The 19,881-nt window shown below is 53.7% G+C and carries 15 protein-coding genes and 6 tRNA genes; 14 read left to right on the forward strand and 7 right to left on the reverse strand.

Features of this window, described 5'->3' with window-relative positions:
- Positions 1-110: 110 nt before the first annotated feature.
- From RBR60_RS10185 to RBR60_RS10215, 7 genes are all read right to left on the reverse strand, one after another.
- Positions 111-947, reverse strand: a complete 837-nt coding sequence (locus RBR60_RS10185; RefSeq protein WP_320356374.1) for a protein-glutamate O-methyltransferase CheR — start codon at positions 945-947, stop codon at positions 111-113.
- Positions 948-961: 14 nt separating this feature from the next.
- Positions 962-2,077, reverse strand: coding sequence for a chemotaxis response regulator protein-glutamate methylesterase (locus tag RBR60_RS10190; RefSeq protein ID WP_320356376.1), 1,116 nt, complete (start codon positions 2,075-2,077; stop codon positions 962-964).
- A gap of 148 nt (positions 2,078-2,225) precedes the next feature.
- Complete coding sequence (locus RBR60_RS10195; RefSeq protein WP_320356378.1) at positions 2,226-2,681, reverse strand: chemotaxis protein CheW; 456 nt, start codon at positions 2,679-2,681, stop codon at positions 2,226-2,228.
- An 80-nt stretch (positions 2,682-2,761) separates the two neighbouring features.
- The gene (locus tag RBR60_RS10200; RefSeq protein ID WP_320356380.1) at positions 2,762-6,022 is read right to left on the reverse strand and encodes a chemotaxis protein CheW; all 3,261 of its coding nucleotides are present in this window, start codon (positions 6,020-6,022) and stop codon (positions 2,762-2,764) included.
- Between the two features lie 130 nt (positions 6,023-6,152).
- Positions 6,153-7,433, reverse strand: coding sequence for a U32 family peptidase (locus RBR60_RS10205; RefSeq protein ID WP_320356383.1), 1,281 nt, complete (start codon positions 7,431-7,433; stop codon positions 6,153-6,155).
- Between the two features lie 136 nt (positions 7,434-7,569).
- A tRNA-Arg gene (locus tag RBR60_RS10210) sits at positions 7,570-7,644 on the reverse strand.
- Positions 7,645-7,893: 249 nt separating this feature from the next.
- Entirely contained in the window at positions 7,894-9,654 is a 1,761-nt protein-coding gene (locus RBR60_RS10215) for a LysM peptidoglycan-binding domain-containing protein (RefSeq protein ID WP_320356386.1), read from the reverse strand.
- 555 nt (positions 9,655-10,209) lie between these two features.
- Between RBR60_RS10215 and RBR60_RS10220 the strand changes: the two genes are divergently transcribed.
- The 14 genes from RBR60_RS10220 to rpoB all read left to right on the forward strand — a co-directional run bounded on the left by RBR60_RS10220 (position 10,210) and on the right by rpoB (position 19,874).
- Positions 10,210-10,286 (forward strand) — tRNA-Thr (locus tag RBR60_RS10220).
- A 9-nt stretch (positions 10,287-10,295) separates the two neighbouring features.
- A tRNA-Tyr gene (locus RBR60_RS10225) sits at positions 10,296-10,380 on the forward strand.
- 106 nt (positions 10,381-10,486) lie between these two features.
- A tRNA-Gly gene (locus RBR60_RS10230) sits at positions 10,487-10,562 on the forward strand.
- A gap of 48 nt (positions 10,563-10,610) precedes the next feature.
- Positions 10,611-10,687, forward strand: a tRNA-Thr gene (locus RBR60_RS10235).
- A gap of 112 nt (positions 10,688-10,799) precedes the next feature.
- Positions 10,800-11,993, forward strand: coding sequence for an elongation factor Tu (gene tuf / locus RBR60_RS10240; RefSeq protein WP_320356388.1), 1,194 nt, complete (start codon positions 10,800-10,802; stop codon positions 11,991-11,993).
- Between the two features lie 15 nt (positions 11,994-12,008).
- Positions 12,009-12,158 (forward strand): 50S ribosomal protein L33, encoded by a 150-nt coding sequence (gene rpmG / locus RBR60_RS10245; protein ID WP_320356390.1) that lies wholly within the window; start codon positions 12,009-12,011, stop codon positions 12,156-12,158.
- Positions 12,159-12,226: 68 nt separating this feature from the next.
- Positions 12,227-12,302, forward strand: a tRNA-Trp gene (locus tag RBR60_RS10250).
- Between the two features lie 59 nt (positions 12,303-12,361).
- A complete protein-coding gene (secE, locus tag RBR60_RS10255) occupies positions 12,362-12,751 on the forward strand; it encodes a preprotein translocase subunit SecE (protein WP_320356392.1) in 390 nt (129 codons plus the stop codon).
- 16 nt (positions 12,752-12,767) lie between these two features.
- Entirely contained in the window at positions 12,768-13,298 is a 531-nt protein-coding gene (gene nusG / locus RBR60_RS10260) for a transcription termination/antitermination protein NusG (protein WP_320356394.1), read from the forward strand.
- Positions 13,299-13,320: 22 nt separating this feature from the next.
- Positions 13,321-13,746, forward strand: coding sequence for a 50S ribosomal protein L11 (rplK, locus tag RBR60_RS10265; RefSeq protein WP_320356396.1), 426 nt, complete (start codon positions 13,321-13,323; stop codon positions 13,744-13,746).
- Positions 13,747-13,763: 17 nt separating this feature from the next.
- A complete protein-coding gene (rplA, locus tag RBR60_RS10270) occupies positions 13,764-14,459 on the forward strand; it encodes a 50S ribosomal protein L1 (RefSeq protein WP_320356398.1) in 696 nt (231 codons plus the stop codon).
- A 238-nt stretch (positions 14,460-14,697) separates the two neighbouring features.
- Positions 14,698-15,192: a 50S ribosomal protein L10 gene (gene rplJ, locus RBR60_RS10275; RefSeq protein WP_413815460.1), complete on the forward strand. Its 495-nt coding sequence runs from the start codon at positions 14,698-14,700 to the stop codon at positions 15,190-15,192.
- Positions 15,193-15,269: 77 nt separating this feature from the next.
- Positions 15,270-15,650: a 50S ribosomal protein L7/L12 gene (rplL, locus tag RBR60_RS10280; protein WP_320356401.1), complete on the forward strand. Its 381-nt coding sequence runs from the start codon at positions 15,270-15,272 to the stop codon at positions 15,648-15,650.
- A gap of 123 nt (positions 15,651-15,773) precedes the next feature.
- Complete coding sequence (rpoB, locus tag RBR60_RS10285; RefSeq protein ID WP_320356403.1) at positions 15,774-19,874, forward strand: DNA-directed RNA polymerase subunit beta; 4,101 nt, start codon at positions 15,774-15,776, stop codon at positions 19,872-19,874.
- Positions 19,875-19,881: the final 7 nt, after the last annotated feature.

A 19,881-nucleotide genomic window follows, 5' to 3' on the forward strand; every position in this document is an offset into this window, starting at 1 on the left:
CTTGAAATTACAATTAATAATAATTTCAAGGGACAAAGTATTTTCACTGAGTTGTCAAGGTATAAATCATATTTTTTTGATAGCAATCAAAACTTTTTTCATGCAAAAACCTAACCGGACATTACTGAATTGAGGTATTTTTTGGGTTCAAAAAGGGCGGTTTCATTGCTCAAGGATTCTGTGGATCCGATGAGCAGATATCCGTCGGGCTCCAGAGAACTGGCAATTTTCTGATAAAGCATTTTACGGTCCTGGGGTGTGAAATAAATGGCCACGTTGCGGCAGAAGATGATGTCGAATTTTCCAAGCCCTGTGAAGGGCTTCATCAGATTCATTTTCCGGAAGCTCGCCATGGCGCGGATCTCGTCTTTGATGCGCCAGTGTTCTCCATCCCGATTGAAGAAACGCTGGAGGCGCTGGGGGGTCAGGCCCCGGGCGGCTTCAAACTTATTGTATCTGCCATAGCTGGCCTGGGCCACGGCGGCATCGGAAATATCCGTTCCCAGAAGTTTGATATCATAGGTTTTGAGGTCAAGGCCCAACTCTTTCATGGTCATGGCAATGGAATAGATTTCCTGACCTGTGGAACTGGCCGCACTCCAGATACGGATGGGCAGTCTGCCGTTCCATTTTCTACCAGCCTGGGATCTTTTGTCGATGAGATCGGGCAGGATTTTATGCTGAAGGAGCTCAAAGGGATGCTTATCACGGAAAAAATAGGTTTCATTGGTGGAAATGGCGTCAATGACGCGTTTTTCCAGATCCTTTCGGATATCTTTCTGGATTTTCTGGTAAAAATCCGTATAGGATTTGCACCCCAGCTCTTCCAGCAAGGGGTGCAGGCGGGTTTCCACAAGATACTCTTTCCCCTTATCCAGGGCAATGCCCGAGATTTCGAGAATGTACTTGGAAAACAGGGCAAATTCCGTTGGGGTAATTTTCGTCATAGGGCCACCGGAGGTTAGGGGCGGACGGTTTTGAGAATGGCCGCAGCAATATCGTTTAAAGGCGCCACAATATCCACGATACCGGATTCAATGGGTTCCTTTGGCATACCGAAGACCGTGCAGCTTGCCTCATCCTGGGCAATGATATGGGCGCCGGAGTTTTTCATTTCCTTTAAGCCCGCCGAACCGTCTGACCCCATACCTGTCATGATGACGCCGGTCGCCCGGCCCACATAATGACTGGCAACGGATCGGAAAAGATAATCTGCGGAGGGGCGGCAACTGTTTTCCGGTGGATCATCGGTGATTTTGAGGGTACGGTTTTTTCCATCCCCCGCAGCCACCACCTTCATCTGCTTGCCTCCAGGTGCAATGTAGGCAATGTTATTTTGTATAATTTCACCCTGTTCGGCTTCCTTTACCCCAAGGGCGCATTTGGCATTGAGGCTTTTGGCCAAAGAGGCGGTGAACACGGGCGGCATATGTTGGACAATGAGAATGGGAACACCGATGTCCGCAGGCAGCATGGGCATCATGCGCGCTAAGGCGTTGGGGCCTCCTGTGGAAATTCCGATGGCAACAATTTCGGACTTGGCTTTACGCGTGGAAAGTTTCTGCATACGCTGGGCAATGTCCACGGCAGATGCCGACCTGGAAGGCAGGACCTTCGAGGCCTGGGGGGGCGGGGATGCGGGCAGACCCCGCAACCTTTCCCGGATGTCTTTTCTGCGCTGAAAAGCCAGGACGATGGGGGTGAGAATACGCCGCACGGCCTCAAGATTCTCTCCCATGGAGCCGTTCTGGGGTTTGGGAACAAAATCAAAGGCCCCCAGTTCCAGAGCTTTGATGGTGATATCCCCTCCACGGGTGGTGAGGGTGCTCAGCATGACCACCCCGGTTTCCGGAGCAATGCCGCCGAGGCGCTCCAGTACTTCAAGCCCGTTCATTTCGGGCATTTCCACATCCAGGGTGATGAGATCGGGCTTCAGCGCCTCAATGCGGGAGAGGGCGACTTTGCCATTGTTGGCGCTGCCCACCACCTGGACACCGGGGATGGATGTCAGGATGTCGCTGACGATTTTTCTGTAGACAATGGTATCATCAACAACAAGAACACGAAGGTCGGTCACGGAAGCAAATTCCCTGATAAGAAGTCATGGTGAAAACAGGTGAGGAAGAGCGGCATTTCGGCCTGAAGCAGCCCCTTGGCGCGAGCGGGTATGCACAGCGGCTCCAGGAGCCTTTTTCCCGGAATCACTTGCGAAAAAAGCCCGGTCCTCAGTCTTCCAGTACAGCGTTGATGTCCAAAAGCCCGATGAGCTTTTTTTCCGTCTTGAAAACGCCATGGAAAAATTTTCCCTGCATGCCTCCGATGTTGGAGGGGGGCGGTTCAATGCGGGAAGCTTCCGCCACAAGCACGTCACTGATGCTGTCCACCAGAAGGCCCACCTGCTCATCCTGGAAGTCCACGATGATGGTGCGGTTGTCTTTACTGGGTTCGATGGAAGAAAGGCCGAGTTTTGTGCCAAGGTCAATGATGGTGACAATGCGGCCCCGGAGGTTGAGTACGCCCTGTACATACTCGGCTGCCTGGGGGACGGTGGTGACCTCGGTCTGTTTGTTGATTTCCTGGATATTCAGGATATCAATGCCGCAGAGGGCATCTCCGATATAAAAAGTTGCCAGTTCCAGCATACCCGTTTCAGGAACATTTTTTTCCGATCGTTTTTGCATGGGGCTTTTCCTCGCAATGGCATCGGGTGGGGAGCGGGATGAAGGCCTTGGGCAGGCCAGGCTTCACCCCGGGGAAGGGTTCACACATGCGAGATCATGGAATCCCGTATGGAAATCAGAAGTTTTTCGCGGTCCAGTTTGATCTGGTAGTCATCAATACCTGCCGCACGGCCCCGGATCATGTCTTCTTCTCCTGCAAGGGAAGTCAGGGCAATCACTCTGAGATGGGCAAAACGAGGATCTGACTTGACTTTCTGCGTGAATTCAAAGCCATCCATATTGGGCATTTCAAGGTCCGTGAGCACGAGCGAGATGGTATCCCCGTGTTTTTCAAGGAGGGCAAAGGCTTCCAGGCCATCTTCGGCTACCACCACATCATAGCCGTCTTCTTTGAGAAAACTTGTTACCTGGTTGCGGAAAAAAGCCGAATCTTCAGCAAAGAGAATTTTGGACCCTGCGGCGTTTTTCCCTTCGGGCGTCATGGCCGCGGGAGCAGCTGAGAGCCCCACAAACCAGTCAGGGTTCAGGGATTTGACCACATCAAAGATATCCACCATGAGGGTGGTGCGGTCTCCGATGATCATGGACCCCATGATACCGGGTTGTTTGAGGGTGGTGGCGTCCACGTTCAGAATGGCTTCCACGGCGTCCACGGGTGGACTCACCATGAGACCGATTTCCCGGCCTGTGAGTTTGAAGACGATCACCTCCACCTGTTCGCGTTCGGGGAGGGGCTGGATATTGGCAACCTCGCCAAGCTCATAGAGAGGCAGGGAACCGCCTCTGTACTGCACCACGCGCTTGCCGCCCACATGCTCAATGTCGGTGGCCTTGATGCGTTCAATGCGCTCCACCAGGTTGAGAGGAACGCCAAACTGTTCCGTGGGTGCGTTCCGGAAAAGGAGAAGAGACGCTTTGTCTTCTTTTTTCTGGCTTCTTTCGATCATTTCTTTTTCCGCATGGGCCAGGGTCTTGGAAGCGCCGCTGGAGGAGAGCAGGGCCATTTCGGCAAGGGAGGTGACATCGAGAATCAGGGCCACGCGTCCGTCTCCCATGATGGTGGCACCTGCATAGCCTTTGCAGTCCTTTAAATGCCGCCCCAGGGGTTTAACCACGATTTCTTCGGAATCTCTCAGCTGATCCACCACAAGGCCGTAGCGGAAGGAGCCTGTGGAGACCACGGCGATGTTGATGGCGCTGTCTGCGCGGAAGCGTCGGTCTTCTTGTTTTCTTTTGTGTGTTCTGGGGGCCCGGGTATTTTCTTTTTCATCCGCATCCAGCTGTGGGGATCTGCGGTCTGCAATGTTGACCCTGCGATCGATTTTTTCCTCGCCGGTTTCCGGATCTATGTAAGTTTTGGGAATGCCCAGCACTTCGGCCAGATCCAGAAGGGGAAGCAGAGTGCCCCGGAGCCTCACAACCGCGGCTTTGCCGACTTTTTCGATGCGTTCTTTCACCTGGGCCGCGGGAATGCGCAGAAGTTCATTGAGGTTGACCTGGGGGATGGCATAGCGCTCCTTGCCCACGGAGATAATCTGGCTTGGGATGATGGCCAGAGTGAGGGGCAGTTTGATGCGGATGATGGTGCCGACGCCCACCTTGGACTCAATGTCAACAATGCCGCCCAAACGATCCAGATTGGTTTTTACCACATCCATGCCGACACCGCGACCGGAGACATCTGTCACCTGTTGGGCCGTTGAAAAGCCGGGAAGGAAAATCAGGTTGATTCTTTCCCTTGCTCCCATGCTCTGGAGGTCCTGCTCGCTGATAAGCCCCTTGGACAGGGCGGAGCGGGCGATGGCGTCAGGGTCCAGGCCCTTGCCATCGTCTTCGATTTCAATATTCACCTGGCCGGCTTCATGAAAGGCCTTGAGCTTGATGGTTCCGACCTTGGGCTTGAGGAGACGCTGGCGGATTTCCGGAGTTTCAATACCATGATCCACGGAGTTGCGGACCAGGTGCGTGAGGGGATCGTTGATGGACTCAATGATGGTTTTATCGAGTTCAACATCCTTTCCTTCGATTTGCAGATTGACCTGTTTGCCCAGGGCCTGGGAAAGATCCCGGACAACACGGGTGAATTTATTGAATACATTGGCAATGGGTTGCATCCGGGTGCGCATGATGGCCTCCTGAAGTTCGGAGGTGATCATGTCAATGCGCTGGCCGGCGGCTTCCGTAGCCCTGGGGTTGTTGGCGGAAATTCCCTGAATGAGCTGGTTGCGGCTGAGGACCAGTTCGCCTGCAAGGGTCATGAGGGTGTCGAGGAGATTGACGTTGACCCGAAGCGAAGTCTGCCCCTTCTGCTTGCCGTCGTTTCTGGTGCCGGAGTCCATGCTTTCTTCCTCGTGGTCCTCGATGAGGTCCGCTGCAACGGGAGCCGGGGGTGGTATCACCGCCTGGGGACGTGCAGGAGGCTGGGGGGGTGAAGGCGTAGCCCTCATCAAGGGCGGTTCAGGCGGGTTCTGTGCAGGCTCAGGATTTTTTTTCCGGGGTGCTGCGGGAGGGGAGGCGGCCGCAGGGGGGCGTGTTTCAACCTGCACAGCTGGAGCGCTAGGTGCGGTTGCGCCGATGACTTCTGGCTGGATGTGATGCACATACTGGCCGTCAAGATCCACAAGGATGGAAGCCATGTCGGGTTCAATGATGGAAGCAAAAAGGACAAGGAAGGGTATTCGCCTTGGCAGCTCATCGTCCAGTGTGCCCACGGCGTCAAAATCGATTTTCGAGTCCAGAATGATCCCGCTGTTCAGAAGCGAGGTGATGACATCAAGGGGGGTTTTGTTTTTCTTCTGGATATCCTGGAGCATATCGAATTCCAGGAGATAGAGAAACTTGCCATGCTTGAAGGCCTGGTCGAGGTCAAAGCGGGAAGCTTCCATGCGGGATACACCGGCGGGATGCTGGATTCCCACCTTTTCCGCCACACTGTTCCTTTCGGCTTCGGGCAGGGAATCAGAGGTGATGGCCATGAGGGCCTGGATCAGGGGGTCTATGTTTATTTCATTGCTGGTTTCCACTTCATGGATCAGTTCCCTGAGGCGGTCAAAGGCCTGGAGAAGGGTGGAGATGATTTCCGGCGTGGGAACCAGCTCCCGGCTGCGGATAAGGCCCAGGATATTTTCAAGGTTATGGGAAAGGTCCTTGATGGTCGAAAGCCCCATGAAGCCTGCGCCGCCTTTGATGGAATGGGCAGCCCGGAAGACGTTGTTGACCAGATCTTCATCTATGTCAGCGCCCTGGGATTCAATGGTCAGAAGATCATTTTCGATATCAGAAAGATGCTCCAGGGATTCTTCCACATACATGCGCAAGGTTTCGTCATCTTCGAAAATCATGGTGCGCCTCCGAAGGATAGCAGATCAAGGGTTGTTGCCCCTTCTGCATTAAGGCCTGCGATGCAACAGGGGGAATGGGGATCGGCGACAGAATCCGCACCTGGATGTACGGATCGTACGGATACGGATATTAATTTGCTGGAACTATATCAGCAAGGGAAGTCTTTTGGCAAGTGTCCGGAGGAATTCGGAGAAGGCTTTGGGCGGGGTGGTCTTTTTCAAGATAAACCACAAGTCGGCTGTTGGGACGTGCGGGATTGATGGCAACTCCGTCTTCATGGATGGAAAGGATGCGATCCATCACCGGCGGAGCCCCGGGTCGCAGGACCTCGACGGTGTCACCGGTGAAAAAACGGTTACGGCAGATAAGGCTGTGAGCGCCCTTATCGCCTGGGGTGAGGATGTTGCCCACAAAAAGGGCTTTGGGGCCTTTGCCAGCCATATTCTCAGGGTCGGGTTCCATGCCCTGGGGATCCCCAAGGTAAAAACCTGTGCCGTACCCTCTGTGGTGCAGGCTGTCCAGGCGGGGATACCAGGAAGGATCTTCTTGGTATTTCTGAGGATCTTTAAAATAAAGATCCAGGGCCTCCCTGTAGACGCCAACGGTAACGGCAAGGTAGTGGATGCTCTTCATGCGGCCTTCGATTTTAAGGGAGCTGATCCCTGCGGCAGCGAGTTCCGGAATATGGCGGATCATGCAAAGATCCCTGGAATTGAAGATGTAGCTCCCACGGGCGTCTTCAGAGAGGGGCATATAGTGGCCTGGCCTCTGGGCTTCAAGCACGGTGTAGCGCCATCTGCAGGGATGGGCGCAAAGGCCCCGGTTGCTGTCCCGGTTGGCCATATAGCTGCTGAGAAGGCAGCGGCCTGAATAGGCGATGCATAGGGCCCCGTGGACAAAGCACTCCACCTCAACGCCACCTTCCTGACAGAGACTTGTGATTTCTTCCAGGGAAAGTTCCCGGGCGGCATTGACCCGTGTGATGCCCATCCCGGACCAGAAGCGGGCTGCGGCGGGGTGGGTGGTATTGGCCTGGGTGCTGAGGTGCAGGGGGATATGGGGGGCCCATTCCCGGGCCAGGGCGATGACGCCGGGGTCGCTGACAATGAGGGCATCGGGCCTGCATGCGGCCAGTTCCCTGAGGTAGGCTGTCAATTTGGGTATTTCAGGATGCCTTGGGTAAATATTGCAGGCCACATACACCCGGGCTTTCAGGCTGTGGGCAAGCTCAATGGCCTTTTCAATGTCTTTGAGGGAAAAGTTGTCGGAAAAGTTTCTGAGAGAAAAATCCTCGCCACCGAGATAGACGGCGTCTGCGCCATAGAGGAGGGCGATTTCCAGTTTTTCCATGTTGCCTGCAGGGGCAAGCAGTTCAATGGGTGTATGAAAGCGGTTTTCTGAACCCGGCATGCCCTTGGAGACCCTTCTGTTGTACTCTGGATAAGCTTATCGTTTGCTGACTTGTCCTGGTTTCGGGAGAAAACAGTCGCCACCCATGGATGTGAGGAATGGGGGGTGGGGGCGAGCGGATAAGGGTTGGGATGGATGGTGCCCCCGGCAGGAATCGAACCTGCGCTCAAGGATTAGGAATCCTTTGCTCTATCCACTGAGCTACGGGGGCTCTTAATATGTCAGGGAAGCGAAAACGGGGTGTTGTGTCTGTGGAATCCGGAAAGCAGGTCTTTTCGCCTTATATGGATCCTGAATTCTCTGGAGCTGACGCCCCGGCTCTGATCCCCCATGCCTTTGCCGGGGCCTTAAGAAGACTCCCGGCAAAGGAGTGAAATGCCTATAGCGGATTCCTGGGATTCAGGCAAGTCCAAAACGGAAATATTCAGCAAGCGTTCTGGATGCCAGGGGCAAGGCGGATTTATTCAACAAAAAGCTGTTGCCCGGGATAGATGGTGCTCTGGGGGTTGAGATTGTTGATCTGCAGAAAACGCTGCAAGGGCATATTGTGTCTCAGGGCGATGGTGAAGGGAGTGTCGCCCGCCTTGACCCGGTAGACCTCCCGTTGGGGATTCAGGGTTTTTACTTGCTGTGCGTCTCCTGGAATCCGGAGCTGCTGACCGGCTTGCAGGCGAGAGCCTGAAAGCTGGTTGGCGGCAATGATGTTGCCGGTGGTGGTGTTGAAGCGCTTGGCAATGGTCCAGAGATTGTCTCCGCTCTGAACGGTGTAGGTGAGGGTTTTTTTCGGTTCCCCGGCAGAGGCGGTGCTCCTTGGTGCAGATGCGGAGAGGGGCTGGGAGGCGCTGGCGGGAACCTTGATCACCTCACCGGACCGGATGAGGTTGGCTCTCTGGATGCCATTTTCCTGCATCAGCTGGCGGACGGAGACCTTGTAGCGGGCGGCAATGCCGGAAAGGGCTTCTCCGGGTTTTACCCGGTGGTAGAGATAGGCTTTCTGGGGGGGGCGGGACTCATCAATGGATTCAATGGAAGCCAGGAACTGGTCTGTGTATCCCTGGGGAATCTTCAGGGTATAGGGCTCGTTGGGGAGCAGATCGTAGCGGAGTTCGGGGTTCAGTGTCTGAAGGTCTTTCAGGGGAATACCTGTGGTGGTTGCGATGGCCTGGAGGGTGACCTGTCTTTCGGCGGATACGGTCTCGTATGCAGGAGGAGGATCCAGATCTGAGGGGTCAAAGCCGTATTTTTCCATGTTCTGGATGATGTGGATGGTGGCAAGGAAACGGGGGACATACTGGGCGGTTTCCCTGGGCAGTTTGGTGTAAAGATCCCAGAAATTATCCAGGTAATTCACATTTTGGCTGCGGATGGTTCTCAGAACTCGTCCTTCGCCGCAGTTATAAGCTGCGAGCACCGTGGGCCAGTCGCCAAAGAGATTGTGAAGTTCTGTGAGATAGGCAACCGCAGCATCCGTTGCTTTTTCAGGATCCATGCGCTCGTCTACGAGCAGATCCCTCTTGAGCCCGAAACGTACACCGGTGGAAGGGATGAATTGCCAAAGACCCAGAGCGCGTGCGCTGGAAAGGGCTTTGACCTGATAGCCGGATTCAATGAGGGGAAGCCAGGCCAGCTCTTCAGGAAGACCTGCGGCCTTGAGCTTTTCGAGGATCATGTCCATATAAATGCCGGAACGGCGGTAGGCGCGTGCAAAAAAGGCGCGTTCCGGGCCGGTGAAACGGTCGATTTCCCGTTGTACATAAACGTTGTCAGGTATCTGGATGGCGCTCTGCTTGCCCTCGACGCCCATGGTTCTTGAAGAGTATACTTCAAGGATGCGGCGTGCGATGGTGAGCCGTATGTCGTCCCGTTGCTGGAGATCTGTGGGATTTTGGGTGTCGGCCCGCATGATGAGATCATAGGCCTGGTCCAGGGCTTCCAGGGCGGCGTCATATTCTCCTGTTTTCCAGAATTCATCGGCAGCCTCATAGAAATCCAACGCCTGATCAAAGGACGAAGGGGTGGCTTTTTCCTGTGCGGGTAAGGCGGAGGGGATCTTTTTGGCGGTGAGGGTGGCGGAGGTGGGGTGGGCTGGGGTTTTCCGGGAAGGAACGGAGGTCGTCGGAGAGGCGGAAGGGTTGGGATCCACAGGCGCATTCCGGAGGGATGCGCAGCCGGGATACAGAAACAGGCTGGAGCAGAAGATGCAAAAAATCAAACGTTTCATGCCTGGTTGACCTCATATGTAAGGTTGCGGTGTCTTGGCAGATGGGCGCTGGAAGAAGATCTGCCTTGCGGTATCGTCATTGCCACAAAGGGCATGGGGTCCGGGCAGGGCCGTCGGAGCCTGAAGCTTTGCCGGGCTGCGTTGGGCGCTGCTCTTGTGCGATGGTGGTCATCCCCTCTGACCTGGAAGCTTTGGGGCCGGAGGGGGGCCTGGGTTGCTGTGCTGTCTTCAGGCCTTGAAGATTCGGATGCGCAAAGGAGAGGCCAGGGTCGGACAGCAGGGGTGGTTCCGATTGTGGCGACGGAAAAAAACTACAGGAAGGACCTTGACATTGTCAATGCCCCATTTTTTTCATCGGGGATGTTTCGGCCCATGACGGGAGGCCCGGAAAGGGGGGGAGCTTGTTGGGATGATCACAAAAAAAACCATGGAGGGTGCGCGGTATGCTTCATTAATATAAGCTTTGCCCTTTCCGCTTTTTTAAGCGGGGTATCTAAAAAAAAGCTTGTCAAAGGTGTTCGGGATCGTTTAAGAGAAGGAGTTGTCTTTAACGAGGCCAACGTAGCTCAGCTGGCCAGAGCGGCTGACTTGTAATCAGCGGGTCGGGGGTTCGAATCCCTTCGTTGGCTCCAGACAAAGACGGTGGGGTTCCCGAGCGGTCAAAGGGAGCAGACTGTAAATCTGCCGGCCAAGCCTTCGGAGGTTCAAATCCTCCCCCCACCACCACCTCGGTCTTGTAGAAGGCTTCTTTGCAAAAAAGTGCTTGCAAGGGGGCCGCAATTGTACTACATGGCTGCCTGCAAAACGAAAGAATGATCCTGATGGGTCTTCTGCGGGAGTAGCTCAGTTGGTAGAGCATCAGCCTTCCAAGCTGAACGTCGCGAGTTCGAGCCTCGTCTCCCGCTCCAATAACCAGCCACCCTTTGGGTGGTGAGTTTTGAAGGCAATAAACGTGTGCCCATGTAGCTCAGCCGGTAGAGCGCATCCTTGGTAAGGATGAGGTTCACCAGTTCGATTCTGGTCATGGGCTCCATTTATTGCTTATTTTCTATTTGAGGTTTTCGAGTGGGTCCGACGTCGTGTGTAGAGGCGGACGCAATCCTTCGGAGAAAACGATCAAGCAGGTTTTTTTAGGAGGCGAATCAATGGCTAAGGCAAAATTTCAGCGCACGAAGCCGCATGTGAACGTCGGGACCATTGGGCATATTGACCACGGCAAGACCACCCTGACGGCAGCGATCACCAAGACCTGTTCCATGAAAGGTCTGGGTGAGAAAGTAGACTATGATAATATCGACAAGGCTCCCGAAGAACGTGAGCGCGGTATTACCATTTCTACCTCCCATGTGGAATATGAATCTAAAATCCGTCACTATGCCCATGTGGACTGCCCCGGTCATGCGGACTATATTAAAAACATGATCACCGGAGCCGCCCAGATGGACGGAGCCATTCTTGTGGTTTCCGCCAATGACGGTCCCATGCCCCAGACCCGTGAACACATTCTTCTTGCGCGTCAGGTAGGCGTTCCCCGGATTGTTGTTTTCCTGAACAAGTGCGACATGGTGGATGACGAGGAACTGATTGAGCTGGTGGAAATGGAGCTTCAGGAGCTTCTCGATAAATACGATTTCCCCGGCAGTGAGACCCCCATCATCCGTGGTTCCGCCCTCAAGGCTCTGGAATCCCATGATGCGGACTCCGAAGAATGCAAGTGCATCTGGAATCTTCTGGATGCCATTGACAGCTACATTCCCGAGCCCGAGCGCGATGTGGACAAGACTTTCCTGATGCCTGTGGAAGACGTTTTCTCCATTTCCGGCCGCGGTACAGTTGTTACCGGTCGTATTGAGCGTGGTATCATCAAGCCTGGGGATAACGTTGAAATTGTTGGTATCCGTGACACCATTAAAACGGTATGTACGGGTGTTGAAATGTTCCGCAAGCTTTTGGATGAAGGGCGCGCCGGAGATAACGTCGGTCTCCTTCTCCGCGGAACGAAGCGGGACGAGGTGGAGCGCGGTCAGGTTGTATCCAAGCCGGGCAGCATCACGCCGCATACCAAGTTCAAAGCTGAAGTTTATATCCTTTCCAAGGAAGAAGGTGGTCGTCATACACCCTTCTTCAGCGGTTATCGTCCCCAGTTCTTCTTCCGCACCACGGACGTTACGGGTATTCTGAGTCTGCCCGAAGGCGTTGAGATGATTATGCCGGGAGATAACGTTGCCATTACGGCAGAGCTGATTGCGCCCATTGCAATGGAAAAAGAACTGCGCTTTGCGATCCGCGAAGGCGGTCGCACCGTAGGTGCGGGTGTTGTTTCCGAAATCATTGCCTAATCCAAGGAGAGTCCGGTGAGAGTCATTGTAACGCTGAACTGCACAGAGTGTAAGCAGCGCAACTATACTACGACCAAGAATAAGCGGACCACTCCGGACAAACTGGAGTTCAGCAAGTATTGCAGATTCTGCAAGCGGCACACCAAGCACAGAGAAAATAAGTAGGAATGTTCTTTCTTTAAGTTTAGGAGGACCTGTCGACTGTCTTTCGGGTCGTCGGCAGGTCTTTTTGCAGGCCAGTAGCTCCAATGGTAGAGCGGCGGACTCCAAATCCGTAGGCTGGGGGTTCGAGTCCCTCCTGGCCTGCCACTTTAAGAACATACTGTGATGCTGGGTGCTGTCATCGCTGAAATACGGGGCAAGGTGTTATGGGACGCTTATTAAAAAAAAAGACTGAGAATCAGCTTCAGAAGAAAAAGCTGAAAATAAAGGCCACCCAGGACGAAAATGCTGAGACCCCATCTGCAGAGGTAAAATCCCGCAAGTCTGGAGAGATCAGTATAGCCCAGACAGAAAAGGCGTCCAAAGATCCTTCCGCAAGCCGCTCGGTTGCAAGGCCTGTCAAAAAAACGGCTGTAGCCAAGGGGCTTGAATTTTTTCAAGAGGCCCGTGCGGAACTCCTGAAGGTTGTATGGCCTTCCAGAACCCAGGCCATGGCATCTACGGGTGTGGTGATTGTACTTGTGATTATCTTATCCTTTTTTCTCGGGATCGCAGATGCTGTCCTCACCAGGCTGGTTCAGCTGGCGTTGAATTGAATGAATGGGGGGACGTATGATAAAAAGATGGTATGTGGTTCATGTGTATTCGGGCTTTGAGGGTAAGGTGAAGCGCTCTCTTGAAGAACGGATTGCAAGCTCCCCCCTGCAAGAGTATTTTGGTGAAATTATTGTTCCTACGGAAACTGTGGTGGAGTTGGTAAAGGGAGAACGCAAAGAGTCTTCCCGGAAGTTTTACCCCGGTTATATCCTGGTGCAAATGGCCCTGACCGATCAGACCTGGCATCTTGTCAAAGACACGGGCAAGGTGACAGGCTTTCTTGGCGGAAGGGACAAGCCATCGCCCATCACGGATGCGGAGGTGGATCAGATTCTCCGCAGGATGGAAGCGGGTAAGCAGAAACCGCAGCCGAAATATCATTTTGAACCCGGCGATGAAATTCGGGTGATTGACGGACCCTTCACAGGCTTTAACGGCACCGTGGAAGAAGTCAATCCGGAAAAAGGGAAGATCAAGGTCTTTGTAAGTATTTTTGGCCGATCTACTCCCGTTGAGCTGGAGTTCGTACAGGTTACCAAGCTTTAAGGGTTAAGGAGTACTGACCAAGATGGCAAAAAAAGTGATGGCGCAAGTCAAGCTCCAGGTCTCTGCGGGGAAAGCGAACCCCTCTCCCCCCATCGGTCCGGCTCTGGGGCAGCATGGCGTAAATATAATGGACTTTTGCAAGGCTTTTAATGCACGCACCCAGAATGACGCGGGCATGATCATTCCTGTTGTGATCACGATATATCAGGATCGTACGTTTACCTTCATTACCAAGACGCCTCCTGCGTCCGTACTCCTGAAAAAGGCCGCAAAGCTTGAATCGGGTTCCAGCAACCCGAAACTGAACAAGGTGGCCAAGATAAGCCGGGATCAGGTGGAAGAAATCGCCAAGCTCAAGATGCCGGATTTGAATGCCTATGACCTGGAGACAGCCGTGAAGATCATTTCCGGTACTGCCAGAAGCATCGGTATTGAGATCGTTCAGTAAAAAAGGAGTCGGGAAAAATGCCGAAGCGCGGTAAAAAATATGTGGAAGCAGGTAAAGGCCATGATTTCACGTCAAAGCTCGCTTTGCGGGAAGGCATTGAGCTTGCCCTTGAAGCCACTTATGTAAAGTTTGATGAAACCGTGGACGTGGCTCTTCGCCTTGGGGTGGATCCCAGACATGCGGATCAGATGGTGCGGGGCACCTGTATTCTTCCCAACGGCCTTGGAAAGGAAGTGCGCGTTCTGGTTTTTGCCAAGGGTGAGAAGGCCAAAGAGGCAGAAGAAGCCGGTGCGGATTTTGTGGGCTTAGACGATCTTGTGGAAAAAATCCAGGGTGGATGGCTTGAGTTTGATAAGGCCGTGGCAACACCGGATACCATGGGAGTTGTCGGTAAGATCGGCAAGCTCCTGGGGCCCCGTGGCCTGATGCCCAACGCCAAAACGGGAACGGTTACCTTCGATGTTGCCCGTGCGGTGAATGAGCTGAAAGCCGGTAAAATCGATTTCAGGGTTGAAAAAGCCGGTATCGTTCATGCTCCCATGGGTAAGAAATCCTTTGGTCCTGAAAAGCTGGAAGAAAACATCCGTGCTTTTCTGGATAGCATTCAGAAGCTTAAGCCTTCTGCTGCCAAGGGCGCCTATATCCGTGGCATGGCCATTTCAACAACCATGGGACGTGGGGTGAAAGTCGATACCCTTTCCCTGGTAAAATAAACAACTGTCTGCATCCAGATGGGGACGAGAAGGGAGGATTGACATCCTCCCTGCTTTTTCACATAAAATTGGGTTCTGTGAAATCCGATTGCTGTCCAAGACAGTAGGTACACATGGAGTGTATAACGGCATGGCCGACCTACCGAGACAGATTTTGTTTGGGTTTGGCCGGCACCTCCATGCAAATTACAAAGAAAGGGGGTGTTAGGGAATGAAGCTGTCCGAAAAAGAGGCAATTGTGCAAGAACTGCACGAAGGTCTCTCCAAAGCGCAGATCGCCATTGTAGCGGATTACAAGGGTTTGACCGTGGAATCCTTTTCCCGTTTGCGGCGAGAACTCCGGGAAGCCGGTGCGGAAATCCAGGTTGTAAAAAATACCCTTCTGAGGCGGGCTTCGGAAGGTACTTCTGTTGATGCCATTCGTGACCATTTCAAGGGGCCCAGCGCCATTTGTTTCAGCACAACGGATCCTGTCCTTCCTGCAAAGGTTCTGACCAAATTCGCAGAAGCCAACGAGAAATTGCAGATCCGGGTCGGTGTTCTGGAAGGAAAGCCTTTGACCACTGCGGATCTGAAGGCGCTTTCTGAGCTGCCCAGCCGTGAAGAGCTGCTGGCTAAGTTGCTTGCGACGATGATCGCTGTACCCACGGGCTTCGTGCGTGTCATCAGTGGTGTTCCCCGGGGTCTGGTGAATGTCCTGACGGCGATCAAAGACCAGAAGGAAGCGGCCTGATTCTTCTTCGATCCAGGCTGGTCATCTATTATAATTGATATTTCATATAAAACGCTTGTTTTTTGGAGGCTTGATCCATGGCTGAAATTACCAAACAGGATGTAGTTGATTTTATTGCCAACATGACCGTGCTGGAACTTTCCGAGCTGGTCAAGGAACTTGAAGAGAAATTCGGCGTGTCCGCGGCAGCGCCCGTGGCCATGGCCGCCATGCCTGTGGGTGCGGCTGCTGCGCCTGTGGAAGAAAAAACGGAGTTTGATGTGATCCTTGTTGCAGCTGGCGACAAGAAGATCAACGTCATCAAAGAAGTTCGCGCCATCACAGGTCTGGGTCTCAAGGAAGCCAAGGATCTTGTGGAAGGCACGCCTGCACCTGTCAAGGAAGGCATTGCCAAGGAAGAAGCTGAAAAATTCAAAAAGCAGCTTGAAGAAGCTGGTGCCAAGGTCGAACTCAAGTAGTCGATTCCTGTCTTGTCCTGTCGTTTTCACCATCCGTTCACATAAACGCTTTTGCGGAACGAAGTCCGTGGGCCCCGGCTCTCGGACTTGTTCCGCTGTTGCGTAAGCAATCGGGGAGATGCCATGTCCGGAAGCCCTCTGGCCAACAAGCGTGTGAGAAAGCGTTTCGGCGGAAAGCACACCATTATTGATATCCCGGATCTCATTGGGATGCAGCGGGAGTCCTATGAAAGATTCCTTCAGATGGATGTGTCGCCGGAACAACGTCGGGACATCGGTCTGCAGGCGGTCTTTAAATCTGTTTTCCCTATCAAGGATTTCACGGGAAGTGCTTCCCTTGAATTTGTTTCCTATGATTTCGGTGAGGTTAAGCATTCCGTAAGCGAATGTATTCACCGGGGTATGACCTATGAAATCTCGGTTCGTATCCGGGTTCGCCTTGTCGTTTACGACACGGATAAGGACGCTGGGACTACAACCATAAGGGATATCAAGGAACAGGAGATTTATTTCGGGACCGTTCCCCTGATGACCGCCAGGGGCACCTTCATTGTCAATGGCACTGAGCGGGTGGTGGTGAGTCAGCTGCACCGTTCCAGCGGGGTCTTTTTTGATCATGATAAGGGAAAGACCCATTCCAGCGGTAAAATCATTTATACGGCGCGGGTTATTCCCGTGCGCGGATCCTGGATCGATATGGAAATCGATCCCAAGGACATCGTATATATCCGCATCGATCGCCGTCGCAAATTTCCTGTAACCATTCTGTTCAAGGCCTTTGGGTATACGAACGAAGATCTTCTGGCTTACTTCTACCTGAAAGAACGCATAGAAGTCCGCGGCGAAGAATATTTTAAAAGTTTCAATGAGCAGAGCCTGAAGGGTCAGAGGGCCAGTGAGGATGTTCTGGATCCTGAGACCGGTGAAGTGATTGTCAAAAAAGGCCGCTTTTTTACCAAAAGGGCCATCCGTCAGCTCAGAGGCCTGGGGGTCACGGAGCTGAAGGTCAATGCGGAAGAGCTTGTGGATCGCGGCGTTGCCGCAGACATTGTGGACCCTGAGACCGGAGACGTGCTTGCCAAAGCGGGTTCTCTTCTGGATGAAGAGATCCTCGGCCGCATGCATGCGCTCGGCATCCGGGAATTCGAGCTCCTTTTCCTTGACGCCAATTACAGTGCCGACTGTATCCGGAAAACCCTTGTGGCGGATAAAACCACGTCCAGGGAAGAGGCTTTGGTGGAAATTTATCGCAGGCTGCGGCCCGGTAACCCCGCAACACCGGAAGTGGCTCTGGAGTTCATTGACCATCTCTTCTTTAAGTCTGCCTACTATGATTTTTCCGGCGTGGGTCGTCTCAAAATGAACCACCGCCTGGGGATCAATACCCACATTGATGTACGGACTCTGCGCAAGGAAGATATTCTTCTTACAGCCAAGACCCTTGTGGAACTCAGGGACACCCAGGGTGTGGTGGATGACATTGACCACCTGGGCAACCGGCGGGTAAGGGCTGTGGGCGAGCTTCTGGAAAACCAGTACCGCATCGGTCTTGTGCGGATGGAACGCGCCATTAAAGAGCGTATGAGCATGCAGGAAGTGGATACGCTCATGCCCCATGATCTGGTGAATCCCAAGCCCGTTTCTGCTGTGGTGAAGGAATTTTTCGGAACCAGCCAGCTTTCCCAGTTCATGGATCAGACCAACCCCTTGTCCGAGACCACCCATAAGCGCCGCCTTTCGGCCCTTGGACCCGGTGGTCTGACCCGCGAACGCGCGGGCTTTGAGGTGAGGGACGTCCATCCTTCCCACTACGGCCGTATCTGTCCCATTGAAACGCCGGAGGGCCCGAACATCGGCCTGATCGTCTCTCTTTGCACCTATGCCCGTGTGAATGATTTTGGCTTCATTGAGACGCCTTACCGCATGGTGAATGAAGGTATGGTCTCTTCTGATGTACGCATGCTTTCGGCTTTTGAGGAAAAAGAACACCCCATCGCCCAGGCCAATGCCTTGATCGGTGAGGACAATCGTTACGTGAACCCCGTTGTGACAGCCCGCGTTGCCGGTGAATTCAAGATGGTACCTTCGGCTGAGGTGGAGATGATGGATATTTCCCCCAACCAGCTTGTGAGTGTGTCTGCTTCCTTGATTCCTTTCCTTGAAAATGACGATGCCAACCGTGCGCTTATGGGTTCCAACATGCAGCGTCAGGCCGTACCCCTGACCCGCACGGAGGCACCTTTGGTGGGAACGGGTATCGAAGGGGTGGTGGCCCGGGATTCCGGTGTGGCCATTGTCTGCCAGCGGGATGGTGTGGTGGTGGACGTGGATGCCTCCCGCATCGTGATTGAGCATAAACTGGAAGAGCACGAGTCTCTGGACAAGCAGGTGACCATTTATAATCTTTCCAAGTTCACCCGTTCGAATCAGAATACCTGCTTCAACCACAGACCCATTGTCCAGATGGGGCAGTTTGTGGTGAAGGGCCAGGTTCTGGCCGATGGACCTTCCACGGAACAGGGCGAGCTGGCTCTGGGTAAGAATGTGACCGTGGCCTTCATGCCCTGGGGGGGGTATAACTTTGAGGACTCCATCCTGCTCAGTGAGCGTTTGGTGCAAGACGGTGTTTTCACTTCCATTCACATCGAAGAATTTGAAGTGGTGGCGCGGGATACCAAGCTGGGCAAGGAGGAGATCACAAGGGATATTCCCAACGTGGGTGAAGAAGCCCTGAAGGATCTGGATGAATCCGGCATTATCCGGCTGGGCGCTGAAGTGGCGCCTGGGGATATCCTTGTGGGTAAGATCACGCCCAAGGGTGAGACCCAGCTTTCCCCTGAAGAAAAACTGCTCCGCGCCATATTTGGTGAAAAGGCCGGGGATGTGAAGGATACTTCCCTGCGTGTACCGCCGGGGGTTGAGGGAGTTGTCATTGACGCCAAGGTCTTCTCCCGCAGAGGCGTTGACAAGGACGAACGGACCCGCAGTATCGAAGATGCGGAAATCCGCCAGTATGAAAAGGACAGGGATGACCGCATCTCCATCATTGAAAAGGCGGCCCTGGAGCGTATCCGATCCCTGCTGCTGGGCCAGGTGGTCCAGAGTGATCTGCGCAAGGCGAAGAAAACCCTTCTGACTGCAGGCACGGTGCTGGATATGGCCTGTCTCGAAGATCTTTCCGTGGCTCAGCTTGAAGGCCTTGTGGTGGAAGACGCGGCTGTCACTGAGCGTGTACACGGCGTCATAGATCTTTGGAGAAATGAAATTGATAATTCCCGCCAGGTGTTTGAAGAACAGGTCAACCGCTATGAAAAGGGAGACGATCTTCCGCCGGGTGTGATCAAAATGATCAAGATTTATGTGGCCATGAAGCGTATCCTTTCCGTAGGGGATAAGATGGCCGGTCGTCATGGAAACAAGGGGGTTGTTTCCCGGATTCTTCCGGTGGAGGACCTCCCTTATTTTGAAGACGGCACGTACGTGGATATGGTGCTTAACCCTCTGGGGGTGCCCTCCCGTATGAACGTGGGGCAGATTCTGGAAATTCATCTGGGTCGGGCAGCGCGCTGCCTGGGCTATCAGGTGGATGAGATGCTTCGGAAAAAGGACGCGGAGATGCTTCGGGAGAAGATGACGCGGATTTTCAAAGGGCAGCCGGAAATGGAAGGCCGTCTGGAAGGTTCGGATGACAGTGCTGTTCTGGCCCTGGCCAGCCGCTATAGGCGGGGGGTTCACATGGCAACGCCCGTTTTTGATGGGGCCCAGGAGACAGAGATCAAGGCGCTGCTGGAGGAGGCCGGGGTGAATGTTTCCGGCCAGGCCACTCTCTATGATGGACGTACCGGAGAAGCCTTTGACGGTCCCATCACCGTGGGTACCATGTACATGCTCAAACTGCATCACCTGGTGGATGATAAGCTGCACGCGCGTTCCATCGGGCCCTACTCCCTTGTGACCCAGCAGCCCCTGGGCGGTAAGGCTCAGTTTGGTGGTCAGCGTCTTGGCGAGATGGAAGTCTGGGCCATGGAAGCTTACGGCGCAGCCCATGCCTTGCAGGAGTTCATCACGGTCAAGTCCGATGACATGGCGGGCCGTACACGCATGTATGAGAAAATTGTCAAGGGACAGAACGTCCTGGAGCCTGGGCTGCCGGAGTCTTTCCGGGTACTGATCAAAGAGCTGCAGGCCCTTGGGCTTGATGTCAACCTGATTGAAGGCGAATAAGGAGGAG

Source organism: Desulfobotulus sp. (assembly GCF_034006065.1).
In the GTDB taxonomy this organism is placed as follows: Bacteria; Desulfobacterota; Desulfobacteria; order Desulfobacterales; family ASO4-4; genus Desulfobotulus.

Excerpts from the sequence above, each read along its gene's own strand:
- RBR60_RS10185 (WP_320356374.1), bottom strand. The coding sequence starts at position 947 with ATGACGAAAATTACCCCAACGGAATTTGCCCTGTTTTCCAAGTACATT.
- RBR60_RS10195 (WP_320356378.1), bottom strand. The coding sequence starts at position 2,681 with ATGCAAAAACGATCGGAAAAAAATGTTCCTGAAACGGGTATGCTGGAA.
- RBR60_RS10200 (WP_320356380.1), bottom strand. The coding sequence starts at position 6,022 with ATGATTTTCGAAGATGACGAAACCTTGCGCATGTATGTGGAAGAATCC.
- RBR60_RS10205 (WP_320356383.1), bottom strand. The coding sequence starts at position 7,433 with ATGCCGGGTTCAGAAAACCGCTTTCATACACCCATTGAACTGCTTGCC.
- RBR60_RS10215 (WP_320356386.1), bottom strand. The coding sequence starts at position 9,654 with ATGAAACGTTTGATTTTTTGCATCTTCTGCTCCAGCCTGTTTCTGTAT.
- tuf (WP_320356388.1), top strand. The coding sequence starts at position 10,800 with ATGGCTAAGGCAAAATTTCAGCGCACGAAGCCGCATGTGAACGTCGGG.
- secE (WP_320356392.1), top strand. The coding sequence starts at position 12,362 with ATGGGACGCTTATTAAAAAAAAAGACTGAGAATCAGCTTCAGAAGAAA.
- nusG (WP_320356394.1), top strand. The coding sequence starts at position 12,768 with ATGATAAAAAGATGGTATGTGGTTCATGTGTATTCGGGCTTTGAGGGT.
- rplK (WP_320356396.1), top strand. The coding sequence starts at position 13,321 with ATGGCAAAAAAAGTGATGGCGCAAGTCAAGCTCCAGGTCTCTGCGGGG.
- rplA (WP_320356398.1), top strand. The coding sequence starts at position 13,764 with ATGCCGAAGCGCGGTAAAAAATATGTGGAAGCAGGTAAAGGCCATGAT.
- rplL (WP_320356401.1), top strand. The coding sequence starts at position 15,270 with ATGGCTGAAATTACCAAACAGGATGTAGTTGATTTTATTGCCAACATG.
- rpoB (WP_320356403.1), top strand. The coding sequence starts at position 15,774 with ATGTCCGGAAGCCCTCTGGCCAACAAGCGTGTGAGAAAGCGTTTCGGC.